Raw genomic sequence first — 16,370 nt, 5'->3', positions numbered from 1 at the left:
TAAATGGAAGTAAAAAGAGTAGTAGTTACAGGGTTGGGTGCGCTCACTCCTATTGGCAGTACAATCCCGGAATTCTGGGATGGCCTGTTAAATGGGGTGAGTGGCGCTGGCCCCATTACAGGTTTTGATACCTCAAAGTTCAAGACCAAATTTGCATGTGAGCTTAAAAACTTCAATCCAGAAGATTTTTTGGACAAAAAGGAAGCGCGCAAGCTAGATCCATTTGTTCAATATGCTTTAGTAGCCACAGATGAAGCTGTAAAGGATGGCAATTTCGATTTTTCACAAATCGATACCAACCGTGTTGGCGTAATTTGGGGCTCAGGCATCGGCGGCTTTAAAACATTTCAGGATGAAATGAAGAACTTCTTTTTAGGCGACGGTACTCCGCGCATGAATCCGTTCTTTATTCCGAAAGTAATAATTGACATTGTTCCGGGCCATATTTCTATAAAATATGGACTTAGGGGGCCTAATTTTGCTACAGTTTCTGCATGTGCTTCGTCTACAAATGCAATGATCGATGCGTACAATTATATTCGTTTGAATATGTGCGATATCGTGATTAGCGGTGGATCTGAGGCAATCATTAACGAAGCAGGTATTGGTGGTTTTAATGCAATGCATGCCTTATCGACCAGAAACGATGATCCTCAAACAGCGTCAAGACCGTTTGATAAAGACCGAGATGGCTTTGTTGCCGGTGAAGGTGCAGGAACCATTATTTTGGAAGAACTGGAACATGCTAAGAAAAGAGGTGCTAAGATCTATGCCGAATTAGTTGGTGGTGGAATGAGTGCAGATGCTAACCATATTACAGCTCCACATCCGCAAGGATTAGGCGCAAAAATGGTAATGACAAACGCGCTTAAAGATGCTGGTTTAACTACTGCGGATATTGATTACATCAATGTTCATGGAACCTCAACTCCTTTGGGAGACATTTCTGAGACGAAAGCTATCGTTGATTTGTTTGGAGAGGATGCTTATAAATTAAACATCAGCTCTACTAAATCTATGACGGGACATTTATTAGGTGCTGCAGGCGCCATAGAAGCAATTGCATCTATCCTTGCAGTAAAAAATGATATAGTACCTCCTACTATTAATCACTTTACTGATGATCCTGCGTTTGATCCGAAATTGAATTTCACGTTTAATGTGGCACAAAAGAGACCTATCCGTGCTGCATTAAGTAACACTTTTGGCTTCGGAGGTCACAATGCTTCTGTGATTTTTAAAAAATACGAAGAATAAAAAGCACTTTGCGGAGGCTATTGTTAGCCTCCTTTAATTTTGCAATAATTAATGCCATTATTTGACCTGTATAAGCTTTATCTGTCATCCGATAAAGACTTTATAAAAAAGTTGAACAACATTTTAGGCTTTGTGCCTGGAAATACTGTTTTGTATAAAATGGCGTTCAGGCATAGGTCTGTGGCAAAAATCCTAAAAAACGGCAGTCGGAGTAGTAATGAACGTTTAGAATTCCTAGGCGATGCTATTCTAGGCTCTGTAATTGCCGAATTACTGTTTAAAAGCTATCCTTATAAAGAAGAAGGTTTTTTAACGGAAATGCGTTCAAAAATTGTAAATCGTGCCAACCTCAATCAGCTTGCCAGAAAGATGGGCTTTGATCAATTGATCGTTTTTGACCAAAAAGCTGTAAATATCCAAACCAAACATCATTCTATGTTGGGAGATGCATTTGAAGCCCTTGTTGGCGCTGTGTATCTTGATAAAGGATATAATTTCACCAAAGATTTTTTACTTAAAAGAATAGTGAAACCCTACATCGATATTCACACGCTGGAGCTCACTGAAACTAATTTTAAAAGTAAATTGATCGAATGGTGCCAGCGTCATGGAAAAGATATATCTTTTGATATGGTTCAAAATAGCGAAGGCGAAAGCACAAAATTATTTACGATACAGGCAGTTATTGAAGGCGAAAGTTTTGGTACGGGCAGGGATTACAATAAAAAGAATGCTGAAAAGCTTGCCGCAGAAAAAGCATGTGAGGCCCTTTCTATTTAGAATTTTAGCCTATTTTTTTAAGGTGTCTGTATATGATTTATAAGACTCTTTTATGTATTTGACAGCGTCGTATTCTGTCCAATTTTTAGCTTTTTCGTATTCCGGCCTATAATCAAGCATGTATTTTTCCAATGCTTCTCCCTTTAAATCGGTATTGTTCTGAATGATAACTTCATTAAAGAATCCATCTATTAAAGACTGTTGCATCTCCGTTTCATAATAGCGACCAAATCTTCTTGCATTTTTAGGTGTCCGGCCTAACAATTCATAAACAGCGGTAAGTGGCTTAAAAAGAAATGACAAAAGTGGTGGCTTTCCTTGGTAGAATGAGCCTTTATTTTTAAAATCCCTTTTTATATCGTTCAGTTCCTGTTTTTTGCTTTGTCCTGTAATGTTAACCTCTCTAAGGGTTCTTCCCCTATCTAAATAAACAATGAGGTCTTTACCTGCTGCCGGGACCACTGCTTCGGCATCCGAATATTCAATTTTAATTACCACAAGCGTATCGCCTGGTACAGCTCTGATCTGAAACAACCCAAAGTCGCTGCTTAAAACAGATAATCCTGTTCTTTTATTTATAATTTGTGCAGCTGCAACACGTGTAGAGGCTCCTTTTTCCATTACAGCTCCTTTAAGAATAAACTCTTGCTGAGCTGAGACAGAGGATACGGATGTCACAAAGAACAATAGGAATACTAAAATATTTAAATAACCGGGCCTTATCATCTAACGAATATTTTTTGTAAACTTAACCATTGTTTGCCAATGAACTAAGTTAAAAAAAGTTAAATGAGTTTGAAAAGGCAATAAATTATATCTTTGCACATGATAAAATCAATGACAGGGTATGGCCTGGCTTCTACTGATCACGAAAACGTAAAGTTTGCAGTAGAGATAAAATCTTTAAACAGTAAGTTCCTGGAACTGAATTTAAAACTACCAAGAGCTTTCTCGGAAAAGGAATTATTGCTGCGTAATATCTGCAGCAAGGAAATTGAACGCGGAAAAGTAAGCGTTTCTATAAACATAGAACGCAGCGAAGAAAACTTAAAAGGTGCAACTATTAATGCTGCTCTATTGAGCAAATATTACAAGCAACTTGAAGAAATCAATATCCAATTAGGAGCCAACTCTAATAATCTTTTACAGGCTGTTCTTAATTTTCCTGAGGTAATCAGTTATTCTGACGAAGATGTTAATGAAAATGACTGGGACATTTTAAACAATACGTTTATTAAGGCCCTTGAAAGTTTTAACCAATTCAGACTTGCCGAGGGGGTTGTTTTAAAGACTGACCTTGAATTGAGAATTAAAAATATTCTTCAATTCTTTTCGGAAATTGAAGTTTTGGAACCCCTTAGAATTCCTCAGATCAGGAGCAGATTAAATCAGTTCCTTGAAGATAATGTAGGAAAGATAAATGTAGATCAGAACCGCTTAGAGCAAGAGCTAATCTATTATATTGACAAACTTGATATTACTGAAGAAAAGATTCGCCTGAGAAGTCATTGTGATTACTTTATTGAAACCTTAAAAAGCAAAGATGCCAACGGAAAAAAACTTGGCTTTATTTCTCAGGAAATAGGCAGGGAGATCAATACCATGGGTGCAAAAGCTAACGATGCGCAAATACAGCAGTTGGTTGTGGGCATGAAAGAAGAGCTCGAAAAAATTAAGGAACAATTATTAAATGTTTTGTAAGCCATTGGCTGAAAAACGACAACACAAAAATGAAACAAGGTAAACTTATCATATTTTCTGCACCATCTGGAGCCGGAAAAACAACAATTGTAAAACACTTACTTAAGAAGTTTCCTTCCCTAAGTTTTTCTATCTCTGCAACAACACGCCAGTTGCGGGGAGATGAAAAAAATGACAAGGATTATTACTTTATCTCTAAAGAAGATTTTCTGCACAAAGTTGCTCATCAGGAATTTGTAGAATTTGAAGAAGTTTATAACGGTACTTTTTATGGCACTTTAAGATCTGAAATTGAACGCATCTGGAATGATGGCAAACATGTGATATTTGACATTGATGTAGAGGGTGGATTGCGCCTAAAGCGCAAGTATGAGGATGATGCATTAGCTATCTTTGTTCAACCGCCTTCTTTAGAGGTGCTAAAAGAACGTTTGAGTGGTCGTGGCACTGATAGTGCCGAAAAACTACAGGAACGTTTTATAAAGGCCGAAAAAGAGCTTGGCTACGCAGATAAATTTGATGTTATCTTAAAAAACTACGAATTAGATACGGCATGTGCCGAAGCTGAAAAACTTGTTGGAGATTTTATCAATAGCTAAATGATGAAAACAGGGTTATTCTTTGGTTCTTTTAACCCCATACATACCGGACATCTGGTAATTGCCAATTATATGGCAAGTTTTACCGGGCTAAAGGAAGTTTGGTTAGTAGTTTCGCCTCATAGCCCACTGAAGAATAAAAACGGTCTGACAAATATGTACGACCGATTGGAGATGGCCAAGCTAGCAATCGAAAACTCAGAAAAAATTAGGGTTAGCGACATCGAATTCGGTCTTCCACAGCCTTCTTATACCATTGATACGTTGGCTTATCTACAAGAAAAATATCCTGGGAAAGAATTTGTATTAATAATGGGAGCAGATAATTTGGTTTCCCTTAAAAAATGGAAAAATTACGAGATTCTTTTAAAGAATTATCAGATATATGTATATCCAAGACCAGGTATAGATATTGGCGAATGGGAAAATCATCCTTCAATTATTATTACCGAAACTCCACAGATGGATATTTCATCTACTTTTATTCGCAAAGGGATTAAAGAGGGCAAAAATGTTCAGTATTTTGCCCCCGACAATGTTCTTGCTTTTATAGAAAGCAAAAATATGTACCGCTAAACCTGACGGTACAGCAAAAAGATTGTCGGCTTTTTATGTAAATCTATTCGTTCTTTCCTCCACAATGCAATTGGCATTGTCTTAATGTATTCTTCATCCGACGTAATGTTGCTGGCAATACTAAGTAAGGTTTGAGGTTGGCAACTCTTTAACACATCCTCAAATAAATGATTGTTCCTAAAGGGCGTCTCTATAAAAATTTGGGTCTGTTTATTTTTATCTGCCAATTGCTCCAGTTCCTTAATTTTCTTTCCCCTTTCTACTTTATCAATCGGTAAATAGCCATGAAAAGTAAAACTTTGTCCGTTAAACCCAGAGGCTATTAATGCCAGTAAAATAGAACTTGGACCAACAAGAGGAACTACTTTAATGCCTCTTTTATGTGCTTCTGCAACAATATCAGCTCCCGGATCTGCAACTCCCGGACACCCGGCTTCGCTCATTAAACCAACGTCTTTTCCTGTCATTAGTTCCTTAAAATATGGAACAAAGGAGTCGTTGCGCTTATGTTTACCATAATCATGAATTACAAGATCACTCTGAGGTACTTTTATTCCTGCTTCCTTCAAAAACTTACGCGCTGTTTTCTCATTTTCAACAATGTAGGTATTTATGGAATTGATGGTATCTCCAAGAAAGCTTGTAAAAGATTTATGGGCTGCGTTTTCTGCCAGAGGTACTGGAATAAGAAATAAGGTGCCTTTTGTCATAGATTTTGTTTTGCTTACAAAAGAAGAAAATAATTTGCTGGAAAGCGCATTTGATGAAGTAAATATTATAAGCAAAGGGTAATCTTCTATCTAAATATAACCGCTTGCAAATTATTTTTCGTAATTTGTTTAAAAGGCAAACCGATTATACATTGGCCTAAATAATACTTAAACCAATAAAATTACGTCATACCTCATAATCGTAATGTAATATTTCTTAAACAGATTAAACTTTTTAGATTATTTGGAACTCAAATTGATAGATAAAGATCGTTAGGTAAATTTAAACACACACACTATGAAAAACATCATCAAATTACCGGCTATTGTGCTGGGGCTTATGCTCCTCTTAACCGGGACCGCACAGCGGGTTATGGCACAAGACGAGGATATCTCCTTGCAATCTTTTTATGACGAATTATCGCCTTATGGCACTTGGATTCAGGATTCTCAATATGGCTATGTTTGGCGACCAGATGTAGAACAAGAAGACTTCAGACCATATTATTCAAATGGCCGATGGGCTATGACAGAATATGGTAACACATGGGTTTCTGATTACGACTGGGGATGGGCTCCTTTTCATTATGGAAGATGGGTTTATAACCGTTATAGCCAATGGGTATGGATTCCTGATACTGTATGGGGTCCGGCATGGGTAAGTTGGAGAAGCGGTGGCGGCTATTATGGATGGGCCCCAATGGGTCCTGGTATGAATATTAATGTCAACATCAATATTCCGGATCTTTGGTGGGTATTTGTTCCTCAAAGAAATATCTATTATAGCAATTTCCCGCGTTACTATTCGCGTAGAAACGTAACTATCATTCACAATACAACTATCATCAATAATGTTTATTCAAGAAACAGCCGTAATTATTATACTGGCCCAAGGGCAGACGACATCAGACGCTCGACCAGACAGGCAGTTCCTGTTTATAACATAGATAGAAGCAGCAGACCCGGCAGAAGTAGTATTAGCGGAAACAAAGTTGAAATCTACAGACCAAATGGCAGAAGTAGCAGAGAAACTAATGCCGGAAATGTAGCTCCAAGAAATCCGGTTCGTGGCGAAGGGTATGCAAGTCCTAGAACTGACCGCAGCAGCAATGATAGAAGTAATGCTGATGGAAGAGTAACTAATGGTAGGGTATCAAGAGATGGTAGCCAACCAACTGACAACAGAACAAATGAGGGCACAAGAGTAAACAGCCGTCCTGAAAGAGTACAGCAAGGAAACACTTCTCCTTCTCAAAGACCTGCTCGTTCTACAAGAGAGAATCAGGCTCAACCGAGACAGGAAGCTCAACCTCAGCAACAAAGACAGGAGCCGGTTCAACAGCCAAGACAAGAAAGGATTCAGTCGCAACCTAGACAAGAAGCGCAACCTAGACAGACTCAGCCCAGACAAGAGCCGGTTCAACAACCTAGGCAAGAAAGACCTCAGCCTAGACAAGAACAACCTAGGCAAGAACAAGCCAGACCTCAACCTCAAAGATCTGAAAGGGTTGAGCAAAGCAGGCCTTCCAGAGGATCTGAAAGCCGAGGAAATGGCGGCGGCGGAAGAGAAAATAACTCCTCTTCGAGATCATCCAGAAGCGGAAGAGGCTAGATAAATTTTATAAAGAAAAGCCGGCATAAATGTGCCGGCTTTTCCTTTTACACATTCCACACTTTTTTTTCCTTATCTTTGCAGCCTTTTATCAAGCACAACACGCTTAAACTCTTTATGATTAACCCGGAAATAGAAAAACGAAAAACATTTGCCATTATCAGTCACCCCGATGCAGGTAAAACTACATTAACAGAAAAATTTTTACTTTTTGGAGGGGCTATAAATACTGCCGGGGCAGTTAAACGGAATAAAGCAAATCAAAGCAATACCTCCGATTTCATGGAAATAGAAAAGCAACGTGGAATATCCGTGGCTACTTCTGTAATGGGATTTGAGTATAGCAACAAGCGCATCAATATATTAGATACCCCTGGTCACAAAGACTTTGCGGAGGATACTTACCGTACCCTATCGGCAGTTGACAGTGTTATTCTGGTAGTTGACTGTGTAAAGGGTGTTGAAGAGCAAACTGAAAAGTTAATGGCTGTGTGCCGGATGCGTAATACCCCTGTGATCATCTTTATTAATAAGATGGATCGTGAGGGTAAGGATGCATTTGATCTGCTTGATGAAATTGAGAATAAACTTAACATCAGCTTGTGCCCTCTTTCCTGGCCTATTGGGCAAGGACATACTTTTAAAGGGGTTTATAGTATTTACAATAATCACCTGAATCTATTTGAACCAGATAAGACTAAGATTAGCGAGCCTGTTATTGAAGTAAGCGACCTGAACGATGAAAACCTGGGTAAGTTTTTAAAGCCAAAAGAACTTGATGGCTTAAAAGACGACTTAGAATTGGTAGATGGCGTTTATGGTAAGCTTGACAAAAGCATGTACACTGAAGGATTGCTTGCTCCTGTATTTTTTGGAAGTGCGATTAACAATTTTGGGATAAAAGAGCTTTTAGACACTTTTGTTCAGATTGCCCCAAGCCCTAGAAGCCGCGAAGCTGAACAGCGTGAAGTTCTGGTTAGTGAAAAGAACTTTTCAGGCTTTGTTTTTAAGATCCACGCTAACTTAGACCCTAAACACCGTGACCGTATTGCCTTTTTAAGAATATGTTCAGGAAAATTTGAGCGTAATAAATTTTACTTCCATACCAGACAAGGTAAAAAGCTAAAATTCTCTAACCCAATGGACTTTATGGCCAATGAAAAGAGCATCGTAGAAGAGGCATGGCCGGGTGATGTTGTCGGTTTATATGATAGTGGTAATTTCAAAATTGGCGACACCCTTACAGAAGGAGAACAATTGCAATTTAAGGGCATTCCCAGCTTCTCTCCTGAAATATTTAAGGAAGTAGAGAACCGAGACCCTCTGCGCACTAAACAGCTGGAAAAAGGCATACAACAGCTTACCGAAGAAGGCGTTGCTCAGCTATTTATACAACAACCTGGTAATAGAAAAATAATAGGCGCTGTTGGAGAACTTCAATTTGAAGTTATTGCTTTCAGACTTGAGCATGAATATGGTGCTAAAGCATATTTCAGAACCTTAAGCTATGGCAGATCAAACTGGGTAACATCTAAAGACAAGAAGAAATTAGAGGAATTCCTAAAACGTAAGCAACAGCATATTGGCCAAGATAAAGATGGCAACCCTGTTTTCCTTGCAGATAATGAATTCATGATCAATATGACCATGAGGGATTATCCGGACATCGAATTTCATAAAACTTCGGAATTTAAATAGCTTTTATTTTAACTTTCCTAGCGCGGCTTTAATTCTCGGCAACATATCTTTAATATCCTGCAAAGAGCATCCACCCACAGAAGCTCTGAACCAGGCCATTGATTCGTCGTTTCCAAATGCTGAAAAAGGAACCAGCGCCGCCTGAGCTTCTTTAATTAAGTAGAAATTTACGTCTGCACTGTTTTTAATCAAATCTCCCGATGGTGTTGTTTTACCTATATAATCGATTTTCAGCGTCAAATAAATAGCCCCCATAGGGATTACAGAATCTACATTAAAACCTTCTGATTTTAATTGCTGAAAGCCATTGTGAAGCTCATCCAGACTGATTTGAACTTGCTTTTTAAACGAGCCCAGGAAACGATCAACAAGATTCTTGTTTTTAAAGTACTTAGCTACCGCTACCTGCTCTGCCTTAGGTGCCCACGCACCAATATGACCAAGCAATGCCTTCATTTTACTGATAATGACTTCCGGACCAAAGGCCCATCCGACCCTGACACCCGTAGCAGAAAGACATTTAGAAATTCCATCTATATAGATTACATATTCTTTTAGTTCCGGGCGTAAACTTACCGGATTAACATGTGCGCGACCAAAGGTTAGTAAAGAGTAGATCTGGTCGTATAAGACATATAGGGGCTTTTCTTCTGCTCCTCTTGATTTGTTTTCTTGAATTACCACCTCACAGATCTCTTCAAGCTGCTCCTGCGTAAACATTGTACCGGTAGGATTTAGTGGAGAACAAAGCGCAAGTAACGTTGCTCCCTTTAAATGTGGCCTTAATTGATCGGCGGTGGGCATAAAGTTATTCTCTACTGTAGTTACTACCGCTATACCTTTTGCAGATGAAAGGTGACAATAATGATTATTATTCCATGATGGTGCAGGATAAATCACCTTATCGCCAGGATCAATTAAAGCCAGGTAAGTGGCGTAGATCAATGGCCTGGAACCTCCTGCAATTAAAATATCCGATACCGCATAGTCCAATGAATACCTGTCCTTTAAAATATCAACTACCGTTTCCCGAAGTGGCAAAATGCCATCAGCAGGTGGATAATTGGTATGATTATGATGGTAAGCATCGATAATCTCATCTTTAAGTTCAGCAGGGATTGGAAAAATCGACGGATCAAAGTCTCCAATGGTCAGGTTTGCAATCTGCGCTCCTTTTCGCTTCATATCATTAACCTCGTTACCAATTTTAATGATTTCAGAGCCTATAAGGGTGTTTGCTAATACTGATACATTCATTTCTTATGCTTTATTTATGGTTAAGATAGCAATTGCTGAATTGCTTCTTTGGTTTTTTCAAATTTAAACTGAGACAGGATCTCGTCCATCATATCTTCAATATCACTATTACATAGGTTGCCAATGCTTCCCTCATGTGTATGGTGTATTTCAGTGCCAGGTGTAAATGTTCCGTTCTCTATTGACTCACCTACGATTTTATAGGCCTCTCTGAAAGGAGTCCCTTTTAATGCAAGTTCATTTACCACTTCTACACTAAACAAGTATGCATACTTTTTATCAGCCAATATATTGTCTTTAACAGTGATGTTTTGCAACATGAAAGTGGTCATCTCCAAACACTCGTTTAATGAGGTGATCGCAGGAAATAGATTTTCTTTTAATAATTGAAGATCTCTGTGATATCCCGAAGGAAGATTAGTGATCATCATAGCAATTTCGTTTGGCAAAGCCTGTATCTTATTGCAGCGAGAGCGAATCAACTCAAACACATCAGGATTTTTCTTATGCGGCATGATGCTAGATCCAGTGGTTAGTTCATCAGGGAAGCTAATGAAACCAAAGTTCTGGTTAATAAATAAGCAAACATCCATAGCCATTTTAGCTAATGATGCTGCTACAGATGACATGGCCTGTGCCAGAATGCGCTCTGTTTTCCCTCTACCCATTTGAGCGTACACCACATTATAATTTAGCCTTTCGAAGCCTAATAATTCAGTAGTCATTGTTCTGTTTAATGGGAAAGAAGAACCATATCCTGCTGCAGACCCTAAAGGGTTTTTGTTGCAGATCTTCCATGCCGCAAGCATTAATTCCATATCATCAACCAAGCTTTCAGCATATGCGCCAAACCATAATCCAAAAGAAGATGGCATTGCTATCTGCAAGTGTGTATAGCCCGGTAAAAGTTTATCTTTATGCGTGTTGCTTAATTCAAGTAGCTGGCCAAATAAAACGGAAGTGTTGCCAACCATTTCTTCGATACAGCTTCTAAAGAAAAGTTTAAGATCAACTAAGACTTGGTCATTACGAGATCTGCCACTATGGATCTTTTTACCTGCATCTCCAATTCGTTGGGTAAGCAGCCATTCTACCTGAGAATGCACATCTTCCACTGTATCATCAATCGTAAATTTACCAGCTTCAATATCGGCATAGATATTTTTAAGTTCTTTTTGAATTGCCTTAAGCTCATCTGCAGTAAGTAACCCTATACTTTCAAGCATTTCAACATGTGCAAGGGAACCAAGCACATCAAAAGCAGCCATTTGCAAATCCAATTCCCTGTCTTTACCGACGGTAAAGGTTTCAATATCTTTATTTACGTTTACGTTTTTTTGCCAGATCTTCATTATAATCTATTATAGATACCAAAAATATTTATTTGCCTTTTATTACCGGCTTAAGCATGTCAATATAAAGTTCAATCCCTTCGGCAATCTCGTTAACATAAACGTATTCATCAGCCATATGAGAACGTGCCGAATCGCCAGGACCAACCTTTACAGAGGGGATACTCAACAAAGCCTGATCGGAAGTTGTTGGAGATCCATAAGTTGTTCTTCCAAGTGCAATGCCCGACTGAACCAACGGATGTTCTTTATCTATTGATGATGGTTTTAATCTTATAGATCTTGGAGTTACTTCACAATCCACATTGGTACGGATAATTTTTAACACCTCTTCATTGGTATACGCATCTGTTACGCGCACATCTACAGTAAAAGTACATGTAGCCGGAACAACATTATGCTGAGAGCCGGCATTGATAATTGTAACCGACATTTTTAAAGGACCAAATACCTCGGAGATTTTAGAAAAGCGATAATTTCTGAACCACTCAATATCTTTAAGGGCTTTATAAATTGCATTGTCCCCTTCTTCACGGGCAGCATGTCCTGCTTTTCCCGTTGAAATGCAGTCTAACACCAGCAAACCACGTTCAGCAATTGCAAGATTCATTTGCGTAGGCTCTCCTACTATCGCGAATTCCAGTTCGCCCAAATCAGGAAGTACACATTCCAAACCGTTGTTACCTGAAATTTCTTCCTCAGCGGTTGTTGCCAAACAAATGTTATAGCTCAATTCTTCCTGATTATAGAAGTAGAGAAATGTTGCGATAAGCGAAACCAGACATCCTCCCGCATCATTACTTCCCAGTCCGTACAATTTACCATCTTCAACTGCTGCGTCGTAAGGATCGCGCGTATAACCTGAATTTGGCTTTACCGTATCATGATGAGAATTTAAAAGTACCGTCGGCTTGTTTGTATCAAAGTGTTTATTGTAAGCCCAGATGTTATTAAGCTTCCGGTAAGTTTTTATATCACGTTGCTGCAAAAACTGTTCAATCGCATCAGCCGTCTTATCTTCTTCTTTACTAAAAGACTGAATGCCTATTAGTTCTTTTAACAATTCTAAACTATCTTTTTGCAGTTGTTCTATCATAAGTAATTATTCTTTAGTGTATAAAGCCCCGGCTTTGATTGCCGATAACTTAATACCTTTAATTAAAGATGAGCTGAAGCCATTATGTTCCATCTCGTTTAACCCTGCTATTGTACAGCCTTTAGGGGAAGTAACTTTATCGATTTCCTGTTCAGGATGCGACTGCATTTGCAATAGCAGATCTGCAGCACCTTTTGCCGTTTGAACAGCCATTTTTAATGCTTCATCTGCATGGAAGCCAATTTCTACTCCACCCTGTGAAGCTGCTCTTATTGCACGCAAGAAAAAGGCAATTCCACAAGCACATAATGCCGTGGCAGAAGTCATTAGGTCCTCGTTAATTTTAACAACAGCCCCAACAGTTTCAAACATTCTAACCACCTCATCTACGTTCTCTTTTGACGCATTATCTGTGGCTACACAAGTCATCGACTGACCTATTGCGATGGCTGTATTTGGCATTGCCCTAACAACCTGTACCGAATCTCCCAGTTTATTTCTGATATCAACACAGCTTACACCTGAAGCAACCGAAATAAAAACCTGTTTCTTAGGGTCAACCGCGGGACGTATTTGTTCTAATAAGTGATTTAATTGCTGAGGCAAAACCGCTAGAACAACAATATCAGCCGCAGCAACTACGGCAGCATTTTCGCCGCTAACCATAAATCCCTGATCAGAAAATGCAGTTAAATTAGAAACATTGCGCCTTGTTAAAGTAATCTGACCGGGCTCTGCATAACTCGCCTTAACTAGCCCTTTGGCTAAAGAGACACCAATATTTCCGCTTCCTAAAATGGCAATACTGCCTTTAAACTGGTTCATAATTATCTGATTAATCGGGTTCCAAAATTCTGTTGATCTATTTGTGGCAATTCATCTGCTTTGCCAATATATACTGCATTAACTCCACTTTTTATAGCTTCAAAAGCATTATGTAATTTAGGGATCATTCCGCCCGATACTACGCCTTCATTTTTCAGGGTTTCAAATTCACCCATCCTAATCACTGGCACTAAAGACTGGTCATCATCAATATCCCTCATTACTCCACGCTTTTCGAAGCAGTAAATTAAAGAGGTGTCATAAAGCGACGACATCGCAACAGCAACCGCAGATGCGATCGTATCGGCATTAGTATTTAGCAATTGCGAAGCGCCATCATGGGTTATCGCACACAATACCGGGACAAGGCCGGCCTTTAACAGACTGTCTAAAGTATCTGAAGAAACCGAAGTCTCATCAAGATCCCCAACAAAGCCATAATCAATTTCCTTTACAGGTCTTTTAAGCGCTTTTATTATGTTTCCGTCTGCACCTGTTAAACCAATAGCATTACTGCCTTTGGCCTGTAACTGGGCAACCATATTCTTATTAATCAGTCCGGCATAAACCATGGTAACGATCCGAAGCGTTTCTATATCAGTTATACGCCTTCCTTCTACCATTTTGGCTTCTACCCCTAATGAAACCCCCAGTTCGGTTGCAATTTTACCGCCGCCGTGAATTAAAATCTTATCTCCGGGAAGCGCTGTAAAATCAAGCAAAAACTGATGTAGTTTCTCTGAATTATCAATAACATTCCCGCCGATTTTAATTACACTGAGTTTCTTCATACGATTACCTGATTACTATAATTTTTCTAACATTTGTTTCAATACTGCCTGTGCTGCCCATAAACGATTTCCTGCTTCATGGATAACCAATGAATTAGGCCCATCCAATATCTCAGAAGACAATTCAAGGTCTCTACGAACAGGCAGGCAGTGCATTACTTTTGCATTATTTGTGCCTGCTAGTTTTTCATTATTTAGCATCCATCCTTCCGGATAGGCGAGTACTTTCCCGTACTCCTTAAAGCTAGACCAGTTTTTAACATAAATATAGTCCGCTCCTTTTAATGCTTCATCTAAATTATGCGTAATGGTTGCACCAGGGGTAAAATCTTCACTTAGTTCATAACCTTCTGGCTGGGCAATGGTAAAATCAAGCATTCCATCCGCTTGAGCCTTACACATCCATTCTGCAAATGAGTTAGGAACGGCCTGAGGTAAAGCCTTAATATGAGGCGCCCATGCTAATACCACTTTTGGTTTAGCTGCACCACTCCAGGTTTCTTTAATTGTAACAAGATCAGCCAGACTTTGTAAAGGGTGGCGGGTAGCGCTTTCTAAACTGACTACAGGAACATTACAATATTTAATGAACTTATTAAAAAAGTCTTCATTATAATCTTCATCTCTGTTTATCAGCTTAGGGAAAGAACGCAAGCCTAAAATGTCGCAATATTGCCCCATTACAGCCGCTGCCTCACGAATGTGTTCGACAGTAGTTCCGTTCATTACCACACCATCTTGTGTTTCTAATGCCCAGCCTTCCTTATCCATATTCATCACCATCACATTCATGCCAAGGTTTAGTGCAGCCTTTTGAGTACTCAAACGCGTGCGCAAACTTGGGTTTAGAAAAACCAGACCAAGGGTCTTATTCTTTCCTAAATCCTGATGCGAATAAGGGTTTTCCTTTAGAGCCAATGCGTCTTTAACCAATTGGCCGATGTCTTGTACATCATTTACTGAGGTGAATTGGTTCATCCTTTTAAAGCAATTTTAAATTCTTTCAAAAATTGATCTGCTTGATCTTTAGTTAAATTTAATGCAGGCAAAAGTCTAATTACATTAGGCTTGGCTTCACCTGTAAATATTTTATGTTTAAATAAAAGCTCTTTTTTAACGTGCGAAAGGCTTTCAGGAAGGTCGATGCCTATCATTAAACCACGTCCACGTACCTCTTTTACTTCTTCAATCTTCTGTAATTCCCCAATCAGGTAGCTTCCTATTGTTTCCGCATTTTTCAATAAATCATCTTGTTCAATGATCTCAAGAACAGCCAAAGCAGCTGCGCAAGCAAGATGATTACCTCCAAAAGTAGTCCCCAACATACCATGCCAAGGCTTAAATTTTGGTGCAATAGAAATTCCGGCTACCGGGAAACCGTTGCCCATTCCTTTTGCCATCGTGTAAACATCAGCGTTCACACCGGCATAATCATGAGAATAGAACATCCCTGTTCTGCCGTAGCCACACTGAACACTATCAGCTATGTAAACCGAATTATACTGATCACAAAGGGAACGGATCTTTTGTAAAAAGCTTATCGAGGCTTCTTTTATACCTCCAACACCTTGAATCCCTTCAATAATTACAGCTGCAATATCATTTCCAAATTCAGCAAATGCCTGTTCCAGGGCAGCTTCATCATTATGAGGAAGAAAGACAATATTATCAGTTTCATTTACAGGAGCAATAATTTTAGGGTTATCAGTAGCCGAAACAGCTAAAGATGTTCTGCCATGAAATGCGCCTTTAAAGGCAATTATTTTCTTTCTGCCATTGTAAAAAGAAGCTAATTTTAAAGCATTTTCATTAGCCTCTGCCCCAGAATTACACAAAAACAATTGATAGTCTGTTTTTCCGGAAACCTTTCCTAATTGGTCAGCTAACTGCACTTGTAAAGGAATCTTAACAGAATTAGAGTAGAAACCAACCTTATTAAGCTGGTCAGTTAAACGTTGCACATAGTGGGGATGGGTATGACCAATTGAAATAACAGCATGTCCGCCATAAAGGTCCAGATATTCTTGTCCTTCAGCATCCCAAACGGTACTGCCTTTTGCTTTTACTATTTCTATATTATTTAATGGATATACGTCGAATAAGTTCATTTTTTTAG

16 protein-coding genes are annotated in these 16,370 nt (G+C 39.0%); 7 read left to right on the top strand and 9 right to left on the bottom strand.

Annotated elements, in window-relative coordinates:
- The first annotated feature begins 3 nt into the window (after window positions 1–3).
- The gene (gene fabF, locus N824_RS27220) at window positions 4–1,257 is read left to right on the top strand and encodes a beta-ketoacyl-ACP synthase II (protein WP_048908233.1); all 1,254 of its coding nucleotides are present in this window, start codon (window positions 4–6) and stop codon (window positions 1,255–1,257) included.
- Window positions 1,258–1,308: 51 nt separating this feature from the next.
- A complete protein-coding gene (gene rnc / locus N824_RS27215; RefSeq protein ID WP_172662244.1) occupies window positions 1,309–2,037 on the top strand; it encodes a ribonuclease III in 729 nt (242 codons plus the stop codon).
- 9 nt (window positions 2,038–2,046) lie between these two features.
- Here the strand turns inward: rnc and N824_RS27210 are convergent, their stop codons facing one another.
- Window positions 2,047–2,658, bottom strand: coding sequence for a hypothetical protein (locus N824_RS27210; RefSeq protein ID WP_235207326.1), 612 nt, complete (start codon window positions 2,656–2,658; stop codon window positions 2,047–2,049).
- Window positions 2,659–2,874: 216 nt separating this feature from the next.
- Here N824_RS27210 and N824_RS27205 point away from each other — a divergent pair, with 216 nt between their 5' ends.
- Genes N824_RS27205 through nadD form a run of 3 tightly spaced genes read left to right on the top strand, consistent with a single transcriptional unit; the run spans window position 2,875 to window position 4,913 of the window.
- Complete coding sequence (locus N824_RS27205; protein ID WP_048908231.1) at window positions 2,875–3,738, top strand: YicC/YloC family endoribonuclease; 864 nt, start codon at window positions 2,875–2,877, stop codon at window positions 3,736–3,738.
- A gap of 29 nt (window positions 3,739–3,767) precedes the next feature.
- Window positions 3,768–4,337, top strand: coding sequence for a guanylate kinase (gmk, locus tag N824_RS27200; protein WP_048908230.1), 570 nt, complete (start codon window positions 3,768–3,770; stop codon window positions 4,335–4,337).
- A gap of 3 nt (window positions 4,338–4,340) precedes the next feature.
- Window positions 4,341–4,913: a nicotinate (nicotinamide) nucleotide adenylyltransferase gene (nadD, locus tag N824_RS27195; protein WP_048908379.1), complete on the top strand. Its 573-nt coding sequence runs from the start codon at window positions 4,341–4,343 to the stop codon at window positions 4,911–4,913.
- Here nadD and N824_RS27190 read toward each other — a convergent pair.
- Window positions 4,910–5,623 carry an SAM-dependent methyltransferase gene (locus N824_RS27190; RefSeq protein WP_048908378.1) on the bottom strand — a complete coding sequence of 238 codons (714 nt, stop codon included), beginning with the start codon at window positions 5,621–5,623 and terminating at the stop codon, window positions 4,910–4,912. The genes nadD and N824_RS27190 overlap by 4 nt on opposite strands.
- 298 nt (window positions 5,624–5,921) lie before the next feature.
- Here N824_RS27190 and N824_RS27185 point away from each other — a divergent pair, with 298 nt between their 5' ends.
- Both N824_RS27185 and N824_RS27180 read left to right on the top strand, forming a co-directional pair.
- A complete protein-coding gene (locus tag N824_RS27185) occupies window positions 5,922–7,235 on the top strand; it encodes a DUF6600 domain-containing protein (RefSeq protein ID WP_048908229.1) in 1,314 nt (437 codons plus the stop codon).
- A gap of 117 nt (window positions 7,236–7,352) precedes the next feature.
- On the top strand, window positions 7,353–8,933 hold the full coding sequence (locus N824_RS27180; RefSeq protein ID WP_048908228.1) for a peptide chain release factor 3: 1,581 nt from the start codon (window positions 7,353–7,355) through the stop codon (window positions 8,931–8,933).
- Between the two features lie 3 nt (window positions 8,934–8,936).
- Here N824_RS27180 and N824_RS27175 read toward each other — a convergent pair whose 3' ends face one another.
- From N824_RS27175 to N824_RS27145, 7 genes are read right to left on the bottom strand one after another with little or no spacing between them, the layout of a single operon-like run.
- On the bottom strand, window positions 8,937–10,190 hold the full coding sequence (locus tag N824_RS27175; protein WP_048908227.1) for a pyridoxal phosphate-dependent aminotransferase: 1,254 nt from the start codon (window positions 10,188–10,190) through the stop codon (window positions 8,937–8,939).
- Between the two features lie 20 nt (window positions 10,191–10,210).
- Window positions 10,211–11,542 carry an argininosuccinate lyase gene (gene argH / locus N824_RS27170; RefSeq protein WP_048908226.1) on the bottom strand — a complete coding sequence of 444 codons (1,332 nt, stop codon included), beginning with the start codon at window positions 11,540–11,542 and terminating at the stop codon, window positions 10,211–10,213.
- A gap of 28 nt (window positions 11,543–11,570) precedes the next feature.
- Window positions 11,571–12,638 carry a M20 family metallo-hydrolase gene (locus tag N824_RS27165; protein ID WP_048908225.1) on the bottom strand — a complete coding sequence of 356 codons (1,068 nt, stop codon included), beginning with the start codon at window positions 12,636–12,638 and terminating at the stop codon, window positions 11,571–11,573.
- A gap of 6 nt (window positions 12,639–12,644) precedes the next feature.
- A complete protein-coding gene (gene proC, locus N824_RS27160; RefSeq protein WP_048908224.1) occupies window positions 12,645–13,463 on the bottom strand; it encodes a pyrroline-5-carboxylate reductase in 819 nt (272 codons plus the stop codon).
- A 2-nt stretch (window positions 13,464–13,465) separates the two neighbouring features.
- On the bottom strand, window positions 13,466–14,254 hold the full coding sequence (gene argB, locus N824_RS27155) for an acetylglutamate kinase (RefSeq protein WP_048908223.1): 789 nt from the start codon (window positions 14,252–14,254) through the stop codon (window positions 13,466–13,468).
- Between the two features lie 15 nt (window positions 14,255–14,269).
- Window positions 14,270–15,232 (bottom strand): acetylornithine carbamoyltransferase, encoded by a 963-nt coding sequence (locus tag N824_RS27150; protein WP_048908222.1) that lies wholly within the window; start codon window positions 15,230–15,232, stop codon window positions 14,270–14,272.
- Window positions 15,229–16,362: an aspartate aminotransferase family protein gene (locus N824_RS27145; protein ID WP_048908377.1), complete on the bottom strand. Its 1,134-nt coding sequence runs from the start codon at window positions 16,360–16,362 to the stop codon at window positions 15,229–15,231. Before N824_RS27145 ends, N824_RS27150 begins: the two co-directional genes overlap by 4 nt.
- Window positions 16,363–16,370 lie beyond the last annotated feature (8 nt).

This window comes from Pedobacter sp. V48 (genome assembly GCF_000523515.1).
Classification (GTDB): Bacteria; Bacteroidota; Bacteroidia; order Sphingobacteriales; family Sphingobacteriaceae; genus Pedobacter.
Note: the sequence above shows the minus strand (reverse complement) of the source record. Positions and strands in the feature narration are given on the sequence as shown.

Excerpts from the sequence above, each read along its gene's own strand:
- fabF (WP_048908233.1), top strand. The coding sequence starts at position 4 with ATGGAAGTAAAAAGAGTAGTAGTTACAGGGTTGGGTGCGCTCACTCCT.
- rnc (WP_172662244.1), top strand. The coding sequence starts at position 1,309 with ATGCCATTATTTGACCTGTATAAGCTTTATCTGTCATCCGATAAAGAC.
- N824_RS27210 (WP_235207326.1), bottom strand. The coding sequence starts at position 2,658 with ATGGAAAAAGGAGCCTCTACACGTGTTGCAGCTGCACAAATTATAAAT.
- N824_RS27205 (WP_048908231.1), top strand. The coding sequence starts at position 2,875 with ATGACAGGGTATGGCCTGGCTTCTACTGATCACGAAAACGTAAAGTTT.
- gmk (WP_048908230.1), top strand. The coding sequence starts at position 3,768 with ATGAAACAAGGTAAACTTATCATATTTTCTGCACCATCTGGAGCCGGA.
- nadD (WP_048908379.1), top strand. The coding sequence starts at position 4,341 with ATGAAAACAGGGTTATTCTTTGGTTCTTTTAACCCCATACATACCGGA.
- N824_RS27190 (WP_048908378.1), bottom strand. The coding sequence starts at position 5,623 with ATGACAAAAGGCACCTTATTTCTTATTCCAGTACCTCTGGCAGAAAAC.
- N824_RS27185 (WP_048908229.1), top strand. The coding sequence starts at position 5,922 with ATGAAAAACATCATCAAATTACCGGCTATTGTGCTGGGGCTTATGCTC.
- N824_RS27180 (WP_048908228.1), top strand. The coding sequence starts at position 7,353 with ATGATTAACCCGGAAATAGAAAAACGAAAAACATTTGCCATTATCAGT.
- N824_RS27175 (WP_048908227.1), bottom strand. The coding sequence starts at position 10,190 with ATGAATGTATCAGTATTAGCAAACACCCTTATAGGCTCTGAAATCATT.
- argH (WP_048908226.1), bottom strand. The coding sequence starts at position 11,542 with ATGAAGATCTGGCAAAAAAACGTAAACGTAAATAAAGATATTGAAACC.
- N824_RS27165 (WP_048908225.1), bottom strand. The coding sequence starts at position 12,638 with ATGATAGAACAACTGCAAAAAGATAGTTTAGAATTGTTAAAAGAACTA.
- proC (WP_048908224.1), bottom strand. The coding sequence starts at position 13,463 with ATGAACCAGTTTAAAGGCAGTATTGCCATTTTAGGAAGCGGAAATATT.
- argB (WP_048908223.1), bottom strand. The coding sequence starts at position 14,254 with ATGAAGAAACTCAGTGTAATTAAAATCGGCGGGAATGTTATTGATAAT.
- N824_RS27150 (WP_048908222.1), bottom strand. The coding sequence starts at position 15,232 with ATGAACCAATTCACCTCAGTAAATGATGTACAAGACATCGGCCAATTG.
- N824_RS27145 (WP_048908377.1), bottom strand. The coding sequence starts at position 16,362 with ATGAACTTATTCGACGTATATCCATTAAATAATATAGAAATAGTAAAA.